We start from the raw sequence: 19,951 nt of genomic DNA on the forward strand, positions 1-19,951 counted from the left end.
GGCGGGGGGTGTGGTCAATAATATTTAACGATGCAGTTGGGTCTTTGCAGCGGTGCAATGAAGGTGTCGCCTGTACCGGCCTCTTCGCGGGCTCGCCCGCTCCCACAGGTTCACCACAGGTCCCGAAGGCCGAGGTGATCCTGTGGGAGCGGGCGAGCCCGCGAAGAGGCCGGTACAGGTGTCAGTGCAGTATCTGCGCCAGGAACCCCTTGGCACGCTCGGTACGCGGCTGGTTGAAGAACACCTGCGGTGGGCTGTCTTCGATGATCTGCCCGCCTTCCAGGAACAGCACCCGCTCGGCTACCTGCCGGGCAAAACCCATTTCATGGGTGACGCAGAGCATGGTCATGCCGGTGCCGGCCAGTTGCACCAGCACATCCAGCACTTCGGCGACCATCTCCGGGTCCAGCGCCGAAGTAGGCTCGTCAAACAGCATGATCCGCGGCTTCATGCACAGCGCGCGGGCAATCGCCACGCGCTGCTGCTGGCCGCCAGACAACTGGCTGGGGTATTTGTGCGCCTGGCTTTCGATACCAACCTTCTTCAGGTACATGCGCGCCCGCTCTTCGGCGTCCTTGCGCGACAACCCGCGCACGCTGGTGGGGGCCAGCAGGCAGTTGTCCAGCACGCTCATGTGCGGGAACAGGTTGAAGTGCTGGAACACCATGCCGATGTCGCTGCGCACCTGCGCCGCTTCGCGGGTGGTGGCCGCCAGGTCGATGCCATCCACCTTGATGCTGCCCTGCTGGGCCACTTCCAGGCGGTTGATGCAGCGGATCAGGGTCGACTTGCCCGAGCCGGACGGCCCGCACAGCACGATGCGTTCGCCTTCGCGCACCTGCAGGTCGATGTCACGCAGCACGTGGAAGGCGCCGTAGTGCTTGTTCAGGCCTTCGATGCGGATCAGCACCGGGCGCGGGTCGGGTTCGGGGGCAAGGGTGGCAAGGCTCAATGGTGCGGTCATCTTGTTGTTCTCCCGCAGGGGTTCAGTCGAATCGGGTCGCGCTGTAGGGCGCGGGGTCGGTGAAGGGGCGTTCGCCGGTGACCAGCTCGGCCACCAGCCGGCCGCTGACCGGGCCAAGGGTGAGGCCGTGGTGGGCGTGGCCGAAGTTGAACCACAGCCCCGGGTGGCGCGGCGCCGGGCCGATCACCGGGCGCATGTCCGGCAGGCATGGGCGACGGCCCAGCCAGGGGGTATCGTCCAGGCGCTCGCCCAGGGCCGGGAACAGCTTGCGCGCCAGGGCTTCGCAACGGCCCAGCTGGATCTGGTTGCCCGGCGCGCTGCTGGCGTCGAACTCGATGCCGGTGGTCAGGCGCACGCCACGGGCCATTGGTGCCAGCACGTAGCCGCCCTGGGTGTCGCAGATGGAATGCTCCAGTTGCGCGCCGTCACGGGTGCTGTAGTGCATGTGGTAGCCACGCTTGATCGCCAGCGGGATCTGGTAGCCCAGGCCGCTGAACAGGTCGGCCGATTGCGGGCCGAGGCAGGCCACCACCTCGTTGGCGGTGATCGGGCCGCGGCGGCTGTCTACCTGCCATTGGCCGTCGACCTGGCGCAGGCTGCGCGCATCGCCATGCAGGAACTGCCCGCCGCGTTGCATGAACAGGGTGGCGTAGCCACGAGTGAGGGCGCCGGGGTTGTTCACGGTCTTGGGGTCGAGCCAGTGGATGCCACCGACCACGCTGGCGTCCAGCTGATGTTCGCGGGCCTGCAACTGCCCGCATTCGAGGATTTCGAACTGCAGGCCATATCGGCTCAGGCCCTTGGCGTCGGCCTTGGCCTGCTCGAACAGCGCCGGGTCGCGGAACACTTCGATCCAGCCTTTGGCCTGCACCAGCGCTTCCAGGCCAGCGGCAGCGATCAGGGCGTCGTGTTCTTCGACGCAGCGCTGCACCAGCGGCAGCATGTCGGCAGCGGCCCCGGCCAGGCGCCCGGGGGCCGACTGGCGCCAATAGCGCCACAGCCAGGGGGCGGCCTTGGGCAGGTGCAGCAGGCTGTAGCGCACATCGGGCTGGCGGTTCAGGCCGTAGCGCAGCAGCGCGCCCAGTTGCCGGGGGAAGGCATAGGGGATCACGCTGGAACGCTCGATCAGCCCGGCGTTGCCGTGGCTGGTGCCGCTGCCCGGTTCGTCGCGGTCGATCAGGATCACCTGGCGCCCGCGGGCCTGCAGGTGCAGCGCGGTGCTGACGCCGACGATGCCGGCGCCGAGGACAAGGGTCTGGCAATGCATGGAACGTATCCTTCGGTCAGTTCAGGTGGCGGCCCAGGCGGGCTTCCAGGTGTTTCAGCAGGCGCCGCACCAGTTCGACGATCAGCAGGTAGAGCACCGCGGCCCACAGGTAGATCTGGAAGTCGAAACTGCGCGAGAAGGCCAGTTTGGTCACGCCCATCAGGTCGTAGATGGTCACCAGCGAGGCGATCGCGCTGGCCTTGATCATCAGGATCAGTTCGTTGCCCAGCGGGCCGATGGCCACCAGCAGCGACTGTGGCAGGATCACCTTGAAGAAGGTGGTCGAGCGCTTCAGGTTCAACGCCCGCGCCGCCTCATGCTGGCCGGGGGCGACGGCCATCAGGCTGCCGCGGAAGATCTCGGCCTGGTAGGCGGCGGTGTTCAGGGTGAACGCCAGCAGGGTGCAGAACCACGCTTCGCGGAAGAACCACCACAGGCCGACGTCCTGCCAGAAGCCCTTGAGCGAACCCAGGCCGTAATACAGCAGGAACAGCTGGGCCAGCAGCGGCGAGCCGCGGAAGAAGTACACGTAGCCGGCGGCCATGCGCTGCAGCAGCAGGCTGCGCGACATGCGCGCCAGGGCCAGCAACAGGCCGAGCACGGCACCCAGGCTGAAGGAAATCGCCACCAGCTTGGCGGTTACCAGCAGGCCATCGAGGAAGCGCGGGCCGTAGCGGTCCAGCAGGTCGGGGTCGAGGACCAGCGCCAGCAGTTGTTCGAAGCTCATGCGCGTGCTCCTTGCAGGTGGCGGTTGCTGCGCCGTTCGATGAAGGCGAACACACGCCCGGAAATGGCGGCGAACAGCAGGTAGCCCAGGCAAGCGACGCCATAGAAGAACATCGGCTCTTTGGTCACGCTGACCGCCAGGTTGGTCTGGCGCATCAGGTCGACCAGCGAGATGGTGGATACCAGCGAGGTGTCCTTGAGCAGCGACAGCCAGTTGTTGGACAGGCCGGGCAGGGCGATGCGGGTCAGTTGCGGCAGCAGCACCTTGAAGAAGCCGGTGCGCTTGCTCAGGCCCAGCGCCGAGCAGGCTTCCAGCTGGCCCTTGGGCAGGGTCTTGAAGGCTGCCAGCCAGATTTCGCTGGAGAACGCGGCGAACACCAGGCTGAAGGCGATCATCGCGGCGAGGAAGGTATTGATCAGGAACTCGCCCTGGTAGCCCATGGCCGCGAGGATCTTCTGCGCGGCGATCTGGCAGCCGTAATAGATGATCAGCAGTGTCAGCAGTTCGGGCAGGCCGCGGAACACGGTGGAGAAGGTGGTGGCCCAGGCCCGCGGCAAGCGCTTGCGCGAGCGTGCGGCAAGGGCGACCACCAGACCCAGTGGCAGGCCGATGGGCAGGCAGGCCAGGGCCAGGGAAACGGTGACCAGCGCGCCGGCCAGCAGCGCCTGGCCCCAGCCTCCGCTGGCGAAGGACAGCAAGGACAATTGATCGAGCATGACAAACCCCTTGGGCGGGTAGTGCGATCTCTGTGGGAGCGGCTTTGCGTCGCGCAAGGGCTGCGTAGCGGCCCCAGGATTCATGCAACTGCACAGATTGCCGGGGCCGCTGTGCGGCCCTTTCGCGACGCTAGGCCGCTCCCACAGGGGTTGCGCAAAACTTCCTGAAGATCAGTTGTAGATATCGAAAGCGAAATACTTGCTGGCGATCTTCTGGTAGGTGCCGTTGGCCACGATCTGTTGCAGCGCAACGTTCAGGCGCTGGCGCAGGGCTTCGTCGTCCTTGCGCACGGCAATGGCAGCATCGGCCTTGGTGTCGGCCACGTCGCCGAGGATCTTGCAGCAGTCCCCGCCGTTCTTGGTCATCCACTCGTGCAGCGGGAATTTGTCGGCAATCACGCCATCCAGGCGGCCTGCGGCCAGGTCGGCGTTGGCTTCGTCCATGGTCGGGTACAGTTTCACGTCGGCACCGGCCTTGGCGTAAACGTCTTCGGCGTAGATGGCCTGGGTGGACGACGACTGAGCGCCAACGGTGTAGCCGTCGAAGTTGGTCTGGGCGTCGTTGATCTTGCTGTCCTTGGCTACGGCAACGGTCAGCGGGGTGCGGTAGTAGTGGTCGGTGAAGGCGATTTTCTTGCGCCGTTCTTCGGTATTGATCATCGACGCGACCACTGCATCGTACTTGCGTGCCATCAGCGCCGGGATAATGCCTTCCCAGTCCTGGGCCACCAGTGTGCACTCGACTTTCATCTGATCGCACAGGGCATGGGTGATGTCGACGTCGAAGCCGTGCAACTGGTTATTGGCGTCGACGTAGTTGAAGGGCGGGTAGGCGCCCTCGGTGGCGAAGCGCAGGGTTTCGGCACTGGCGGCACCCGACAGCAGCAGGGCGCACGCACCCACCAAGGCCATGGTCTTGTTCATCTCGCACCTCATTGCACTCTTGCTATTGTTGTTTTCCCGTCGACCACGAGGTGTAGCCGACGAATTCGTTATGTAGAGCGGCAGTTGCTTCCAAGCGTTTTTCAACATCCGGCCCGAGCTTCTTGCAGACCTCGTTGACCATCAGGTGCACCCACGACAGCATGGTCGAGGTGGACTCCCAGAACAGGTTGAACTCGGTGGGGATGCGGAACACCTCGTCGGCGTTGGCATCGGCCCAGTCACAGAAGGGGTCGGTCACCAGGGTGACCGCAATGCCAGCCTCGCGCGCCTTCTGGCACAACAGCAGGGCATGGCGGGAATAACGGCGGGCTTCGAACACCACCAGGGCGCTGTCTTCGGCGCGCCCCAGCAACACTTCGCCAAAGTGCCCGGCACTGATATCGACCAGTTGCACGCCGTCGCGCAGGTACTGCAGCAGGTGGCTCATGCACATGGCGATGCCGCGCTCGGTCTGGAAACCGGCGATGAACACCCGGTGCTTGCTCGCCAGGCGTTGCGCAACGCTGTGCCAGGCACTGCTCTGGCGATACTCGTGCACGCGCACCAGGGCGGCGATTTCCAGCTCCAGACTGCCGGCGTTGTCGCTGGCGTCCTGGTTCTGGCGGTAATCTTGCAGGCGGTCACCCACTAACCACGGGCCATCGCCCAGGTCGTTCTGCAGGTCTTGCTTCAACGCCTTGAGGTGGGCATAACCCAAGGAGCGGCAGAAACGGCCGACGCTGGATTCGCTGACGCCCAGCTTGACGGCAATGCTGGCCGAAGTCTGGAACGGCAGTTCATGGAGGTTGGCAAGCATGTAGCTGGCGATCTTGCGGCCCGAAGCAGCGGCCCCTTCCAGGCTGTTTTCCAGGCGTTGCTTGATCGGTTGGCTCATGCTGCGGCTCCAGGGGTCAGGCTTGCGAAAGAAAATGGCTGTTTTCTGTCATCAAGTCAACATTTGACAGATAGCTGTCACATGCAGGAAAGTTTTTGTCGTTGCAACGCTGTAGCCATTCCAATTCCAACAAGGAGCTTCAGATGTCCGCACCTTCCACCAGCACCGTCGTGCGTGTGCCTTTTACCGAGCTGCAGGGCTTGTTGCAGAGCATCTTCCAGCGCCATGGCTGCAGCGAAAGCGTGGCCCGGGTGCTGGCCCACAACTGTGCCAGCGCCCAGCGCGATGGTGCCCATAGCCATGGGGTATTCCGCATGCCCGGCTATGTCTCGACCCTGGCCAGCGGTTGGGTCGATGGCCAGGCCGCGCCGAAGGTCAGCGACGTGGCGCCCGGTTATGTTCGCGTCGATGCCGCAGGCGGCTTCGCCCAGCCGGCGCTGGCGGCGGCCCGTGAACTTCTGGTAGCGAAGGCGCGTAACGCTGGCATCGCCGTGCTGGCGATCCACAACTCGCACCACTTCGCTGCGCTGTGGCCGGATGTGGAGCCATTCGCCGACGAAGGCCTGGTAGCCCTGAGCGTGGTCAACAGCATGACCTGCGTGGTGCCGCACGGTGCCCGCAAGCCGCTGTTCGGCACCAACCCCATCGCCTTTGCCGCACCCTGCGCGGAACATGACCCGATCGTCTTCGACATGGCCACCAGCGCCATGGCCCATGGCGACGTGCAGATTGCCGCGCGCGCTGGCCAGCAATTGCCGGAGGGCATGGGGGTGGATGCCAATGGTGAGCCGACCACCGACCCCAAGGCGATTCTGGAAGGCGGCGCCTTGCTGCCATTTGGCGGGCACAAGGGCTCGGCCCTGTCGATGATGGTCGAATTGCTGGCGGCGGCGCTGACCGGCGGGCATTTCTCCTGGGAGTTCGACTGGTCGGGGCACCCGGGGGCGAAGACGCCGTGGACCGGGCAGTTGATCATCGTCATCGACCCGAGCAAGGCCGAGGGCGAGCGGTTTGCCCAGCGCAGCCGCGAACTGGTCGAGCAGATGCAGGCGGTGGGGCTTACGCGCATGCCCGGCGAGCGGCGTTATCGCGAGCGCGAGGTGGCCGAGGAGGAGGGGGTGGCGGTGACCGAGCAGGAGTTGCAAGGCCTGAAAGAGCTGCTTGGCTGACCCAAACCATTCGCGGGTAAACCCGCTCCCACAGGGTTATCACAGGTTTTGAAAATTGTGCATGACCTGTGGCAGCGGGTTTACCCGCGAAGAATCCAGCACCAATCCTCAGCCATGCAATGTTGCATAGACAACCTTGCACAATAGTTGATGTTCCTGAGCCCGCACTCCGGGTATGCTCAGGGCTGCATTTTCGAACTGTCCTGATCCAAGGAGCTGCACGCTGTGTTCAAACATGTCGATGCCTATGCCGGCGACCCGATCCTCTCGTTGATGGAAACCTTCAAGGCCGACCCGCGCGCCGACAAGGTCAACCTGAGTATCGGCCTGTACTACGATGAGGCCGGCGTGGTGCCGCAACTGGCGGCTGTGGATGCGGTGGAAAAACGCATCGCCGGCCAGGACCACGAAGCCTCGCTGTACCTGCCAATGGAAGGCCTGGCCAGCTACCGCCAGGCGATCCAGGCGCTGCTGTTCGGTGCCGATCACCCGGCCGTGACCGGCGGGCGCGTGGCCACCGTGCAGACCGTGGGTGGCTCCGGCGCCCTGAAAGTCGGTGCCGACTTCCTCAAGCGCTACTTCCCGCAGTCCGAAGTCTGGGTCAGCAATCCGACCTGGGACAACCACCGCGCCATCTTCGAAGGTGCCGGTTTCAAGGTGCACACCTACCCGTACTTCGACCAGGCCACCCGTGGCGTGGACTTCGATGGCATGCTGGCCACCCTGCAGACCCTGCCGGCCAACAGCGTGGTGCTGCTGCACCCGTGCTGCCACAACCCCACCGGTGCCGACCTGGAACAGCACCAGTGGCAACAAGTGGTTGAAGTGGTCAAGGCACGCCAACTGATCCCGTTCCTCGACATCGCCTACCAGGGCTTTGCCGAAGGCCTGGTGGAAGACGCCTACGCCATCCGCGAAATGGCCCGCGCCGGTGTGCCGTGCCTGGTCAGCAACTCGTTCTCGAAGATCTTCTCGCTGTACGGCGAGCGGGTCGGTGGCCTGTCGGTGGTCTGTGACGATGATGCCACTGCCCAGAGCGTGCTCGGCCAGCTCAAGGCTACCGTGCGCCGCAACTACTCCAGCCCGCCCAACTTCGGCGCCCAGCTGGTCGCTGGCGTGCTGAGCGATGCCGCCCTCAATGCCCAGTGGGCCGAGGAAGTCGAAGTGATGCGCAAGCGTATCCTCGACATGCGCCAGGCGCTGGTCGATGCCCTGGCCGTGCTGCTGCCGGGCCAGGACTTCCAGTTCTTCCTGCGCCAGCGCGGCATGTTCAGCTACACCGGCTTCAGCGTCGAGCAAGTGCGTCGCCTGCGTGACGAGTTCGGCGTGTACCTGATCGACAGCGGCCGCGTATGCATGTCCGGCCTGCGCCCGGCCAACCTGCAACGGGTTGCCGAAGCCTTCGCCGCCGTCCAGAAGTAACGCCGCACGGGGCCGCGGCCTTTGTGGCAGTGTGGCCTTTGTGGGAGCGGCCTTGTGTCGCGAAAGGGGGTGCGCAGCGCCCCCGGCGTTTGCAGCTTCGCCGCGAATATTGCCGGGGCCGCTTTGCGGCCCTTTCGCGACACAAGGCCGCTCCCACACCTCCCAAATCCCCCCTGCAGTCCACCGGCATAACCCGCTTGTAAAGACAAGTGCAACCGCTCCTCGGAAAAGGGCTTCGCAAGTGCAACCTTTCGGTGCACAATCGCGCTCCCTTTTTCGGTTGAGTTGGGCGAAACGTCTATTTCGCCATTCTCAGCCTGTTGCAGTCTTGCGAGTGGAGCTTCACCCGGAATGAATGAGCAGGCCCCAAGCGTTGAACAACGCTTTGCAGAATCGACCCCCGCCACCCTCGGCAGCTGGTCGCGTCACGACACCACCTGGATGCTGGGCCTGTTCGGCACAGCGATCGGCGCCGGAACCCTGTTCCTGCCGATCAACGCCGGCCTCGGCGGCTTCTGGCCGCTGCTGATCCTGGCCATATTGGCCTTCCCAATGACCTATTTCGCTCACCGCGGGCTGACCCGTTTCGTCCTTTCCGGGCGCGATGGCGGCGATATCACCGAAGTGGTCAAGGAGCACTTCGGCATCACCGCCGGCGCCTCGATCACGGTGCTGTACTTCTTCGCGATCTTCCCGATCCTGCTTATCTATAGCGTGGCGCTGACCAACACCGTGTCCAGCTTCCTGGAGCACCAGTTGCACATGCAGCCGCCGCCACGGGCCATCCTGTCGTTCGTGCTGATCCTCGGCCTGCTGGCCATCGTGCGCTGCGGGGAGCAGGCCACGGTCAAGGTCATGAGCCTGCTGGTCTACCCGTTCATCGTTGCCCTGGCGTTGCTGGGCCTTTACCTGGTGCCGCACTGGACCGGTGGCATTCTCGACAGCGCCGCCCAGGTGCCGCCGGCCTCGGCTTTCCTGCACACCCTGTGGCTGGCGATTCCGGTGATGGTGTTCTCGTTCAACCACTCGCCGATCATCTCCGCCTTTGCCGTCGACCAGAAGCGCCGCTACGGCGAGCATGCCGATGAGCGTAGCGGCCAGATCCTGCGCCGTGCCCACCTGCTGATGGTGGTGATGGTGCTGTTCTTCGTGTTCAGCTGCGTGCTCACCCTGAGCAGCGCCCAGCTGGCCGAGGCCAAGGCGCAGAACCTGTCGATCCTGTCGTACCTGGCCAACCACTTCAGCAACCCGACCATCGCGTTCGCTGCGCCACTGATTGCCTTCGTGGCCATCGCCAAGTCGTTCCTCGGCCACTACATCGGCGCCAGCGAAGGCCTCAAGGGCATCATCACCAAGGCCGGCGCTCGCCCGGGTGCCAAGGCCCTGGATCGCGTGGTTGCTGCGCTGATGCTGGTAGTGTGCTGGATTGTCGCCACCCTCAACCCGAGCATCCTCGGCATGATCGAGTCGCTCGGCGGCCCGATCCTCGCGGTGCTGCTGTTCCTGATGCCGATGTACGCCATTCGCCGCGTGCCGTCGATGCGCAAGTACAGCGGTGCTGCCTCCAACGTGTTCGTGGTGGTAGTCGGCCTGGTTGCGCTGACCTCGGTGGTATACGGCCTGCTCGGCTGATACACCGCCTGCAATAACGAATGCCCGGGTCGCTTGTCGCGACCCGGGCATTTTTTTGTCCACAGGAATTGTCCGGCAATAGAACAATTTTACCTGCCCCCATAGGCACCCGACCGCCTTCATGCTTAACTCAGTGTCCTTTTCAAACCCCGCATAAGGATTTCGTCATGGCTCAAGTGACTCTCAAAGGCAACCCGGTTCAGGTCAAAGGCGAACTGCCGAAAGCCGGCGCCCAGGCGCCGGCTTTCTCCCTGGTCGGTGAAGGCCTGGCTGACAAGTCGCTGAAAGACTTTGCCGGCAAGCGCAAGGTGCTGAACATCTTCCCGAGCGTCGACACCCCGACCTGCGCTACTTCCGTGCGCAAGTTCAACGCCCAGGCCAACGATGTGGCCAACACCGTGGTGCTGTGCATCTCCGCCGACCTGCCGTTCGCCCAGGCACGCTTCTGCGGTGCCGAAGGCCTGGACAACGTGAAGAACCTGTCGACCCTGCGTGGCCGCGAGTTCCTCGAAAACTATGGCGTGGCCATTGCCGATGGCCCGCTGGCCGGTCTGGCCGCCCGTGCCGTGGTGGTGCTGGACGAAAACGACAAGGTGCTGCACAGCGAGCTGGTTGGCGAAATCGCTGATGAGCCGAACTACGAAGCAGCGCTGGCCGTACTGAAGTAATGGTTGTGGGGCAGGGCGGCTGAATACTGTTCTGGCCCCTTCGCGGGTAAACCCGCTCCCACAGGGATATCACAGCCTTTGAAACCTGTGCCGTACCTGTGGGAGCGGGTTTACCCGCGAAGAGTCCGGCACAGGCAGCGGAAACCTTTTAGCCCGCTACCTGCTCCAAGCAACACCCTGTAAACGGCCCGGAACACGTTCCGGGCCGTTTTCATTTAAAGTTCAAACCCTTGGCAACGTCAGGCAAAGGTAAACCTCTGGTAAAGGCGCTTTGCTAAAACGATGTCAGTGCTTATCGTTCATCCTCCCCAAGTCGTCATTCCGAACAAGGTTCGTTCAACCCATGCAAGCGTCCAATTCCCGTTCCCCTCGTCGCTGGCTCGTCGGCCTGCTGATCCTGCTGCTGGTGGCTGCACTGGCCTGGTGGCTGTGGCCGGCAGCGACACCTGCGCATAAAGAAGCCAGTGGCGGGCGCGGTGGCAAGGGCATGGGCATGATGGGCGGGCGGCCGGGCTTCGGCGGCTCCAGCGACCCGGTGCCGGTGCGCGTCGAGCCGGTGCGGGTGGGCGACTTCCCGCTGTACTACAAGGCCCTGGGCACAGTCACCGCGACCAACACCGTCAACGTGCGTAGCCGCGTGGCTGGCGAGCTGGTGAAGATCCACTTCAAGGAAGGCCAGCAGGTCAAGTCCGGCGACCTGCTCGCTGAGATCGACCCGCGCCCGTACCGCATTGCCCTGCAACAGGCCGAAGGCACCCTGGCGCAGAACCAGGCGCAGCTGAAGAATGCCCAGGTCGACTTGGCCCGCTATAAAGGCCTGTACGCCGAAGACAGCATTGCCAAGCAAACCCTCGACACCGCCGAAGCGCAGGTGGCGCAGTTCCAGGGGTTGGTGAAGACCAACCAGGCGCAGGTCAACGACGCCCGCCTGAACCTCGATTTCACCCAGATACGCGCGCCGATCAACGGCCGCGTGGGCCTGCGCCAGCTCGACCTGGGCAACCTGGTGGCGGCCAACGACACCACTGCGCTGGTGGTGATTACCCAGACCGAGCCGATCAGCGTCGCCTTCACCCTGCCGGAAACCGAGCTGAGCACCGTGCTGGAGCGCTACCGTAGCGGCGCCAGTCTGCCGGTCGAGGCCTGGGACCGCAGTGACAGCAAGCTGCAGTCCACCGGCGTGCTGGGCAGCATCGACAACCAGATCGACACCACCACCGGCACCCTCAAGTTCAAGGGCCGCTTCGAGAACAAGGACCTGGCCCTGTTCCCCAACCAGTTCGTCAACGTGCGCCTGCTGGCCGACACCCTCAAGCAGGTGACCATGGCCCCGGCGGCGGCCATCCAGTTCGGTAACGACGGCACCTTCGCCTATGTGGTCAACGCCGAGAGCAAGGTCAATGTGCGAAAGCTCAAGGTGGGGGCCAGCGACGGCCAGAACAGCGTCATCCTCGAAGGCCTGAAGGCCGGCGACCGCCTGGTGCTGGAAGGCACCGACCGCTTGCGCGAAGGCACCAAGGTGGAAGTGGTCGAAGACAGCTCGCAAGTGCCGACCACGCCGGGCCAGCAGCTGCAAGGCCAGGAAGCCAAGGGCTCGGCACGCGCTGGTGATGTGCAGCCTGGTGAAGCACAGCCTGGTAGCGCAGCAGGCAAGGCGGGCGCATGAACCTCTCGCGTCTGTTCATCCTGCGGCCGGTTGCCACCACGCTGAGCATGCTGGCCATCGTCCTGGCCGGCCTGATCGCTTACAAGCTGCTGCCGGTTTCCGCTCTGCCGCAGGTGGATTACCCGACCATCCGGGTCATGACCCTGTACCCCGGCGCCAGCCCGCAGGTCATGACCAGCGCCGTTACCGCGCCGCTGGAACGCCAGTTCGGCCAGATGCCGGGCCTGGAGCAGATGGCCTCGACCAGCTCCGGCGGCGCCTCGGTGCTGACCTTGCGCTTCAACCTCGACATGAACATGGACGTTGCCGAGCAACAGGTGCAGGCCGCGATCAACGCCGCCAGCAACCTGCTGCCCAGCGACCTGCCAGCGCCGCCGGTGTACAACAAGGTCAACCCGGCCGACACCCCGGTGCTGACCCTGGCCATCTCCAGCAAGACCATGCCGCTGCCCAAGCTCAACGACCTGGTCGATACCCGCGTGGCACAGAAGCTCGCGCAGATCAGCGGTGTGGGCATGGTCAGCATTGCCGGCGGCCAGCGTCAGGCGGTGCGGATCAAGGTCAATGTCGATGCCCTGGCCGCCAACGGCCTGAACCTGGAGGACGTACGCACCCTGATCGGCGCCTCCAACGTCAACCAGCCCAAGGGCAACTTCGACGGCCCGACCCGGGTGTCGATGCTCGACGCCAACGACCAGCTGCGCTCCCCTGAGGAGTATGCCAACCTGATCCTGGCCTACAACAACGGCGCACCACTGCGTCTCAAGGACGTGGCCGAAATCGTCGACGGCGCGGAAAACGAGCGCCTGGCTGCCTGGGCCAATGAAAACCACGCGGTGCTGCTGAACATCCAGCGCCAGCCGGGCGCCAACGTCATCGAAGTGGTCGATCGCATCAAGGCCCTGCTGCCGTCGATCACCGACAACCTGCCGGCCGGCCTCGATGTTTCGGTGCTCACCGACCGCACTCAGACCATCCGCGCCGCGGTCAAGGACGTGCAGCACGAACTACTGATCGCCATCGCCCTGGTGGTGATGGTCACCTTCGTCTTCCTGCGCCGCTTCAGTGCCACCCTCATTCCTTCGATCGCCGTGCCGTTGTCGCTGATCGGCACCTTCGGCGTGATGTACCTGGCCGGCTTCTCGGTCAACAACCTGACGCTGATGGCCCTGACCATCGCCACCGGCTTCGTGGTCGACGATGCCATCGTGATGCTGGAGAACATCTCCCGGCACATCGAGGAGGGCGAGACGCCCATGCAGGCGGCGCTCAAGGGCGCCCGGCAAATCGGCTTCACCCTGATCTCGCTGACCTTCTCGCTGATTGCGGTACTGATCCCGCTGCTGTTCATGGCCGATGTGGTCGGCCGCCTGTTCCGTGAGTTCGCCATCACCCTGGCGGTGGCCATCCTGATTTCCCTGGTGGTATCGCTGACCCTGACGCCGATGATGTGCGCGCGCCTGCTCAAGCGCGAGCCCAAGGAAGAAGAACAGGGCCGGTTCTATCGCGCCAGTGGCGCCTGGATCGACTGGCTGATCAGGCACTACGGCAGCGCCCTGCAGTGGGTACTCAAGCGCCAGCCGCTGACGCTGCTGGTGGCCGTGGCCAGCCTGGCGCTCACCGTGTTCCTGTACATGGTGGTGCCCAAGGGCTTCTTCCCGGTGCAGGACACCGGGGTGATCCAGGGCATTTCCGAAGCGCCGCAGTCCACATCGTTCGCCGCCATGAGCGAACGCCAGCAGGCCCTGAGCAAGGTGATCCTGCAGGACCCGGCAGTGCAGAGCCTGTCGTCCTACATCGGCGTCGATGGTGACAACGCCACGCTCAACAGCGGCCGCCTGCTGATCAACCTCAAGCCTCATGGCGAGCGTAATGTCACTGCCAGCGAGGTGATCGACCGCCTGCAGCCGCAAGTCGACCGGCTGGTGGGCATCCGCCTGTTCATGCAGCCGGTGCAGGACCTGAGCATCGAAGACCGGGTCAGCCGTACCCAGTACCAGTTCAGCCTGTCGTCACCGGATGCCGAGCTGCTGGCGCAGTGGAGCGGCAAGCTGGTGCAGGCGCTGCAGCAGCGTCCGGAACTGGCCGACGTGGCCAGCGACCTGCAGGACAAGGGCCTGCAGGTGTACCTGGTGATCGACCGCGACATGGCCAGCCGCCTGGGCATCAGCGTGTCGCAGATCACCAATGCCCTGTACGATGCCTTCGGCCAGCGCCAGATCTCGACCATCTACACCCAGGCCAGTCAGTACCGCGTGGTGTTGCAGTCCAAGGATGCGGCGGTGATCGGCCCGCAGGCGCTGGAGTCGATCCACGTCAAGGCCACCGATGGTGGCCAGGTGCGCCTGTCGGCGCTGGCGCGCATCGAGCAGCGCCAGGCCCAGCTGGCCATTTCCCACATCGGCCAGTTCCCGGCGGTGACCCTGTCGTTCAACCTGGCCCACGGCGCGTCGCTGGGCGAGGCGGTGCAGGTGATCGAGCAGGTGCAAAAGGACATTGGCATGCCGCTGGGCGTGCAGACCCGCTTCCAGGGCGCGGCGCAGGCCTTCCAGGCATCGCTGTCGAGCACCTTGCTGCTGATCCTGGCGGCGGTGGTGACCATGTACATCGTGCTGGGCGTGCTGTACGAGAGCTACATCCACCCGGTGACCATCCTTTCGACCCTGCCGTCGGCGGCGGTCGGCGCCTTGCTGGCCTTGCTCATCAGCGGCAACGACCTGGGCATGATTGCCATCATCGGCATCATCCTGTTGATCGGCATCGTCAAGAAAAACGCGATCATGATGATCGACTTTGCCCTCGAGGCCGAGCGCCAGCAAGGCATGAGCCCGCGCGATGCCATCTACCAGGCCGCTCTGCTGCGCTTCCGGCCGATCCTGATGACCACCCTGGCCGCGCTGTTCGGCGCCGTGCCACTGATGCTCGCCACTGGTTCCGGCGCCGAGCTGCGCCAGCCGCTGGGCCTGGTGATGGTCGGTGGCTTGCTGGTCAGCCAGGTGCTGACGCTGTTCACCACCCCGGTCATCTACCTGTACTTCGACCGCCTGGCCCGCCGTTGGCGCCCGGCCACTGACGTGAAGCAGGCCGAGGCATGAACCTGTCCGGTCCTTTCATCCGTCGCCCGGTGGCGACCATGTTGTTGAGCCTGGCGATCATGCTGCTGGGCGGGGTCAGCTTCGGCCTGCTGCCGGTGGCACCGCTGCCACAGATGGACTTCCCGGTGATCGTGGTGTCGGCCAACCTGTCCGGCGCCAGCCCGGAAGTCATGGCGGCCACCGTGGCTACTCCGCTGGAGCGCAAGCTGGGCAGCATTGCCGGCGTGACCACGCTGACCAGCAGCTCCAACCAGGGCTCCACACGGGTGATCATCGGCTTCGAGATGGGCCGCGACATCGACGGCGCGGCGCGCGAGGTGCAGGCAGCGATCAACGCCACCCGCAACCTGCTGCCCAGCGGTATGCGCAGCATGCCCACCTACAAGAAGATCAACCCGTCGCAGGCACCGATCATGGTGCTGTCGCTGACCTCGGACGTGCTGCAGAAAGGCCAGCTGTACGACCTGGCCGACACCATCCTGTCGCAGAGCCTGGCCCAGGTACCGGGGGTAGGCGAGGTACAGATCGGCGGCAGTTCGCTGCCGGCGGTGCGGATTGCCGTCGAGCCGCAATTGCTCAACCAGTACGGCCTTTCTCTGGATGAAGTACGCACGGCGGTATCCAACGCCAACCAGCGCCGGCCGATGGGCTTTGTCGAGGACGCCGAGCGCAGCTGGCAGGTGCGTGCCAACGACCAGCTGGAAAGCGCCAAGGACTACGAGCCGGTGGTGATCCGCCAGCAGAACGGCACCATCCTGCGCCTGTCCGACGTGGCGAGCATCACCGACGGCGTCGAGAACCGCTACAACAGCGGCTTCTTCAATGACCAGAGCGCGGTATTGCTGGTGGTCAACCGCCAGACCGGCGCCAACATCATCGAAACGGTCGACCAGATCAAGGCACAGCTGCCGGCCCTGCAGTCGCTGCTGCCGGCCAGCGTGCAACTGAACGTGGCCATGGACCGCTCGCCAGTGATCAAGGCCACCCTCAAGGAAGCCGAGCACACCCTGCTGATCGCCGTGGTGCTGGTGATTCTGGTGGTCTATCTGTTCCTCGGCAGCCTGCGTGCCTCGCTGATCCCCAGCCTGGCGGTGCCGGTGTCACTGGTGGGCACCTTCGCGGTCATGTACCTGTGCGGTTTCTCGCTCAACAACCTGTCGCTGATGGCGCTGATCCTTGCCACCGGCCTGGTGGTGGACGACGCCATCGTGGTGCTGGAGAACATCTCCCGGCACATCGAGGACGGCCAGCCGCCGATGAAGGCGGCCTTCCTCGGGGCCAAGGAAGTGGGTTTCACCTTGCTGTCGATGAACGTGTCGCTGGTGGCGGTGTTCGTCTCCATCCTGTTCATGGGCGGTATCGTGCGCAACCTGTTCCAGGAGTTCTCCATCACCCTGGCGGCAGCGATCATCGTATCGCTGGTGGTGTCGCTGACCCTCACGCCGATGCTGTGCGCCCGTTGGCTAAAACCACACCAGGCCGAGCAGACCCGCCTGCAGCGCTGGAGCGACCAGTTGCACCAGCGCATGGTCGAGGCCTATGACCGCAGCCTGGGCTGGGCCCTGCGTCACAAGCGCCTGACTCTGATCAGCCTGTTGGCCACCATCGCTATCAACATCGCCCTGTACGTGGTGGTGCCCAAGACGTTGATGCCGCAGCAGGATACCGGCCAGCTGATGGGCTTCATCCGTGGCGACGATGGCCTGTCGTTCAGCGTGATGCAACCGAAAATGGAAATCTACCGCCGTGCCTTGCTGGCCGACCCGGCGGTGCAGAGCGTTGCCGGCTTCATCGGTGGCAACAGCGGGACCAACAATGCCTTTGTGCTGGTACGCCTGAAGCCGATCAGCGAGCGCAAGATCGATGCGCAGAAGGTGATCGAGCGCTTGCGCAAGGAAATGCCCAAGGTACCTGGTGGGCGCCTGTTCCTGATGGCCGACCAGGACCTGCAACTGGGCGGCGGCGGCCGTGACCAGACTTCTTCGCAGTACCTGTACTCCCTGCAGAGTGGCGACCTGGCGGCGTTGCGCGAATGGTTCCCGAAAGTGGTGGCGGCGCTGCGTACACTGCCGCAGCTGACTGCCATCGACGCCCGCGACGGTGCCGGCACCCAGCAGGTGACCCTGGTGGTCGACCGCGACCAGGCCAAGCGCCTGGGCATCGACATGGACATGATCACCACGGTGCTGAACAACGCCTACAGCCAGCGGCAGATTTCCACCATCTACGACAGTCTCAACCAGTACCAGGTGGTGCTGGAGATCAACCCGAAGTACGCCTGGGACCCGAGCACCCTCGAGCAGGTGCAGGTGATTACTGCCGACGGTGCCCGCGTACCGCTGTCGACCATCGCCCACTACGAGAACAGCCTGGCCAACGACCGGGTCAGCCACGAAGGCCAGTTCGCCGCCGAAAGCATCGCCTTCGATGTCGCCGAAGGCTACAGCCCCGACCAGGCCATGGCGGCGCTGGAGCGTGCGGTGGCCAAGCTGGGCTTGCCCGAGGAGGTGATCGCCAAGCTCGGTGGTTCTGCCGATGCCTTCGCCAAGACCCAGGAAGGCCAGCCGCTGATGATCCTTGGCGCGCTGGTGCTGGTTTACCTGGTGCTGGGTATCCTTTACGAGAGCTACATTCACCCGCTGACCATCCTCTCGACATTGCCCTCGGCCGGCGTCGGTGCCTTGCTGGCGTTGTACGTCACCGGCGGCGAGTTCAGCCTGATCTCGCTGCTGGGGCTGTTCCTGCTGATCGGCGTGGTGAAGAAAAACGCCATTCTGATGATCGACCTGGCCTTGCAGCTGGAGCGCCACCAGGGCCTGACACCGGAAGAGTCGATCCGCCGGGCCTGCCTGCTGCGCCTGCGGCCGATCCTGATGACTACCCTGGCGGCCATCCTCGGTGCCTTGCCGCTGCTGCTGAGCCGCGCCGAAGGCGCGGAAATGCGCCAGCCGCTGGGCCTGACCATCATTGGCGGCCTGGTGTTCAGCCAGATCCTCACCCTTTACACGACACCGGTGGTCTACCTGTACCTGGACCGCCTGCGTCACCGTTTCAACCGTTGGCGCGGCGTGCGCACCGACGCCGCCCTGGAAACCCCGCTATGACTTTTGCCCAGACCCCACTTCATCGCGCCCTGCAGACGCTGACCCGTGGGCGTGGCTCGCGCCTGCTCAGCGCCGGGTTGTGCGTCGCCTTGCTCAGCGCCTGCACCCTGAGCCCGGACTACCACCGCCCGGAGCTGAGCAGCACGGCGCAGTTCAAGCACGCCGAAGGCTGGACCCAGGCCACGCCGTCCGATGCCATCGCCCGCGGCGCCTGGTGGGAAATCTACGGCGATGCCGGGCTCAATGCGCTGGTCGAAGAGCTCAACCGCAGCAACCAGACCGTGGCGCAATCGGAGGCTCAGTACCGCCAGGCCCAGGCGCTGGTGCGCAGCAGCCGGGCGGCGCTGTTCCCCAGCCTGGACCTCAGCGTCGGCAAGACCCGTTCGGCACAGGGCACCGGCAGCTCCAGCTCGAGCCTGTCCAATAACAGCAGCGGCATACGCAACACCTACAACGCCCAGCTTGGCGTCAGCTGGGAAATCGACCTGTGGGGCAAGCTGCGCGAGACCCTCAATGCCAACCAAGCCAGTGCCGAAGCCAGCCTGGCCGACCTGGCCTCGATCCGCCTCAGCCAGCAGTCGGAACTGGTGCAGAACTACCTGCAGTTGCGGGTGATCGACGAGCAGAAGCGGCTGTTGGAAGCCACTGTGGCAGCCTATGAACGTTCGCTACGGATGAACGAAAACCAGTACCGCGCCGGTGTCGCCGGCCCTGATGCGGTGGCCCAGGCGCGTACCCAGCTCAAGAGCACCCAGGCTGACCTGATCGACCTGATCTGGCAGCGCGCCCAGTTCGAGAACGCCATTGCCGTGCTGCTGGGCAAGACCCCCGCCGACTTCGCCCTGGCCGACAGCAAGGCCATTCCGGCGCTGCCGCAAATTCCGGTGGCCTTGCCCTCGCAGTTGCTGGAGCGACGCCCGGACATCGCTGCAGCTGAACGCAACGTGATGGCGGCCAACGCCAATATCGGCGTGTCGCGGGCGGCGTATTTCCCGGACCTGAGCCTGAGCATGAGTGGCGGTTATTCCAGCAGCAGCTTCAGCAACTGGATCGAACTGCCCAACCGCTACTGGTCGGTGGGCCCGCAGCTGGCGCTGACCTTGTTCGACGCCGGCAAGCGCAGTGCCGAGGTGGACCGCACGGTGGCGGTGTATGACCAGACCGTGGCGCAGTACCGCCAGACCGTGCTCGACGGCTTCAAGGAAGTGGAAAACCTGCTGGTGCAGTTGAAGGTGTATGGCGATGAAGCGGTAGTGCGCCAGGAGGCACTGGATGCCGCCCGCGAGTCGTTGCGCCTGACCGAGAACCAGTACCGCGCCGGGCTCATCGGCTACCTGGATGTGGTCAACGTGCAGACCACGGCGCTGAGCAACGAGCGCAGTGTGTTGAACCTGCTGCAGGGGCGCCTGGTGGCCAGCGTGCAGCTGGTTGCCGCGCTGGGCGGTGGTTGGGATGCGGAACAGGCGTTTGCCGAGCAGGATTGAAATATTCGCAGTGCTTTGTGGGAGCGGCCTTGTGTCGCGAAAGGGCCGCAAAGCGGCCCCAGGTTCTCGACACAATGGCTGATATTGCTGGGGCTGCTTCGCAGCCCTGTCGCGACACAAGGCCGCTCCCACAAAAGAGAATGCATTTCTGCGAGGCCGTATGGCGTCTTCCCTTTGGATCCTTTCCCATTCGCAAAAACCCCGTGCGTTTCGCTTAA

At 64.5% G+C, this 19,951-nt stretch carries 14 protein-coding genes; 8 read left to right on the forward strand and 6 right to left on the reverse strand.

Annotated elements, in window-relative coordinates; genetic code table 11:
- Nucleotides 1-181 precede the first annotated feature (181 nt).
- The 6 genes from J5M71_RS23930 to J5M71_RS23955 all read right to left on the reverse strand — a co-directional run bounded on the left by J5M71_RS23930 (nucleotide 182) and on the right by J5M71_RS23955 (nucleotide 5,493).
- Nucleotides 182-964, reverse strand: a complete 783-nt coding sequence (locus J5M71_RS23930; RefSeq protein ID WP_063914997.1) for an amino acid ABC transporter ATP-binding protein — start codon at nucleotides 962-964, stop codon at nucleotides 182-184.
- Between the two features lie 22 nt (nucleotides 965-986).
- Entirely contained in the window at nucleotides 987-2,231 is a 1,245-nt protein-coding gene (locus tag J5M71_RS23935; RefSeq protein WP_207837702.1) for an FAD-binding oxidoreductase, read from the reverse strand.
- A gap of 16 nt (nucleotides 2,232-2,247) precedes the next feature.
- Nucleotides 2,248-2,958, reverse strand: a complete 711-nt coding sequence (locus J5M71_RS23940; protein ID WP_025338833.1) for an ABC transporter permease subunit — start codon at nucleotides 2,956-2,958, stop codon at nucleotides 2,248-2,250.
- Nucleotides 2,955-3,674 (reverse strand): ABC transporter permease subunit, encoded by a 720-nt coding sequence (locus tag J5M71_RS23945; RefSeq protein ID WP_004376260.1) that lies wholly within the window; start codon nucleotides 3,672-3,674, stop codon nucleotides 2,955-2,957. The genes J5M71_RS23940 and J5M71_RS23945 overlap by 4 nt, the downstream gene beginning before the upstream one ends.
- Nucleotides 3,675-3,845: 171 nt before the next feature.
- Entirely contained in the window at nucleotides 3,846-4,598 is a 753-nt protein-coding gene (locus J5M71_RS23950; RefSeq protein WP_207837705.1) for a transporter substrate-binding domain-containing protein, read from the reverse strand.
- A 22-nt stretch (nucleotides 4,599-4,620) separates the two neighbouring features.
- On the reverse strand, nucleotides 4,621-5,493 hold the full coding sequence (locus tag J5M71_RS23955) for a MurR/RpiR family transcriptional regulator (RefSeq protein WP_207837708.1): 873 nt from the start codon (nucleotides 5,491-5,493) through the stop codon (nucleotides 4,621-4,623).
- A gap of 143 nt (nucleotides 5,494-5,636) precedes the next feature.
- On the opposite strand from J5M71_RS23955, the gene J5M71_RS23960 reads away from it, so the two are divergent.
- The 8 genes from J5M71_RS23960 to J5M71_RS23995 all read left to right on the forward strand — a co-directional run bounded on the left by J5M71_RS23960 (nucleotide 5,637) and on the right by J5M71_RS23995 (nucleotide 19,733).
- A complete protein-coding gene (locus J5M71_RS23960) occupies nucleotides 5,637-6,662 on the forward strand; it encodes an Ldh family oxidoreductase (protein WP_207837711.1) in 1,026 nt (341 codons plus the stop codon).
- 225 nt (nucleotides 6,663-6,887) lie between these two features.
- A complete protein-coding gene (locus tag J5M71_RS23965; RefSeq protein ID WP_063915003.1) occupies nucleotides 6,888-8,084 on the forward strand; it encodes an amino acid aminotransferase in 1,197 nt (398 codons plus the stop codon).
- A gap of 351 nt (nucleotides 8,085-8,435) precedes the next feature.
- Nucleotides 8,436-9,716 (forward strand): serine/threonine transporter, encoded by a 1,281-nt coding sequence (locus J5M71_RS23970; protein WP_207837713.1) that lies wholly within the window; start codon nucleotides 8,436-8,438, stop codon nucleotides 9,714-9,716.
- Nucleotides 9,717-9,883: 167 nt separating this feature from the next.
- Nucleotides 9,884-10,384 (forward strand): thiol peroxidase, encoded by a 501-nt coding sequence (tpx, locus tag J5M71_RS23975; protein WP_207837715.1) that lies wholly within the window; start codon nucleotides 9,884-9,886, stop codon nucleotides 10,382-10,384.
- Between the two features lie 343 nt (nucleotides 10,385-10,727).
- Nucleotides 10,728-12,050 carry an MdtA/MuxA family multidrug efflux RND transporter periplasmic adaptor subunit gene (locus J5M71_RS23980; RefSeq protein ID WP_207837717.1) on the forward strand — a complete coding sequence of 441 codons (1,323 nt, stop codon included), beginning with the start codon at nucleotides 10,728-10,730 and terminating at the stop codon, nucleotides 12,048-12,050.
- Nucleotides 12,047-15,145, forward strand: a complete 3,099-nt coding sequence (locus J5M71_RS23985; RefSeq protein WP_207837719.1) for an MdtB/MuxB family multidrug efflux RND transporter permease subunit — start codon at nucleotides 12,047-12,049, stop codon at nucleotides 15,143-15,145. Before J5M71_RS23980 ends, J5M71_RS23985 begins: the two co-directional genes overlap by 4 nt.
- Nucleotides 15,142-18,249, forward strand: a complete 3,108-nt coding sequence (locus J5M71_RS23990) for an efflux RND transporter permease subunit (RefSeq protein WP_207837721.1) — start codon at nucleotides 15,142-15,144, stop codon at nucleotides 18,247-18,249. Before J5M71_RS23985 ends, J5M71_RS23990 begins: the two co-directional genes overlap by 4 nt.
- Nucleotides 18,246-19,733, forward strand: a complete 1,488-nt coding sequence (locus J5M71_RS23995; protein ID WP_207837723.1) for an efflux transporter outer membrane subunit — start codon at nucleotides 18,246-18,248, stop codon at nucleotides 19,731-19,733. Before J5M71_RS23990 ends, J5M71_RS23995 begins: the two co-directional genes overlap by 4 nt.
- Nucleotides 19,734-19,951: the final 218 nt, after the last annotated feature.

Origin of the sequence: Pseudomonas sp. 43(2021), from assembly GCF_017490805.1 — a bacterium.
GTDB lineage: Bacteria > Pseudomonadota > Gammaproteobacteria > Pseudomonadales > Pseudomonadaceae > Aquipseudomonas.

Bases quoted from the DNA above. Each gene is read 5' to 3' on its own strand.
- J5M71_RS23950 (WP_207837705.1), bottom strand. From the start codon at position 4,598: ATGAACAAGACCATGGCCTTGGTGGGTGCGTGCGCCCTGCTGCTGTCG.
- J5M71_RS23960 (WP_207837711.1), top strand. From the start codon at position 5,637: ATGTCCGCACCTTCCACCAGCACCGTCGTGCGTGTGCCTTTTACCGAG.
- tpx (WP_207837715.1), top strand. From the start codon at position 9,884: ATGGCTCAAGTGACTCTCAAAGGCAACCCGGTTCAGGTCAAAGGCGAA.
- J5M71_RS23970 (WP_207837713.1), top strand. From the start codon at position 8,436: ATGAATGAGCAGGCCCCAAGCGTTGAACAACGCTTTGCAGAATCGACC.
- J5M71_RS23955 (WP_207837708.1), bottom strand. From the start codon at position 5,493: ATGAGCCAACCGATCAAGCAACGCCTGGAAAACAGCCTGGAAGGGGCC.
- J5M71_RS23945 (WP_004376260.1), bottom strand. From the start codon at position 3,674: ATGCTCGATCAATTGTCCTTGCTGTCCTTCGCCAGCGGAGGCTGGGGC.
- J5M71_RS23985 (WP_207837719.1), top strand. From the start codon at position 12,047: ATGAACCTCTCGCGTCTGTTCATCCTGCGGCCGGTTGCCACCACGCTG.
- J5M71_RS23940 (WP_025338833.1), bottom strand. From the start codon at position 2,958: ATGAGCTTCGAACAACTGCTGGCGCTGGTCCTCGACCCCGACCTGCTG.
- J5M71_RS23935 (WP_207837702.1), bottom strand. From the start codon at position 2,231: ATGCATTGCCAGACCCTTGTCCTCGGCGCCGGCATCGTCGGCGTCAGC.
- J5M71_RS23930 (WP_063914997.1), bottom strand. From the start codon at position 964: ATGACCGCACCATTGAGCCTTGCCACCCTTGCCCCCGAACCCGACCCG.
- J5M71_RS23995 (WP_207837723.1), top strand. From the start codon at position 18,246: ATGACTTTTGCCCAGACCCCACTTCATCGCGCCCTGCAGACGCTGACC.
- J5M71_RS23980 (WP_207837717.1), top strand. From the start codon at position 10,728: ATGCAAGCGTCCAATTCCCGTTCCCCTCGTCGCTGGCTCGTCGGCCTG.
- J5M71_RS23990 (WP_207837721.1), top strand. From the start codon at position 15,142: ATGAACCTGTCCGGTCCTTTCATCCGTCGCCCGGTGGCGACCATGTTG.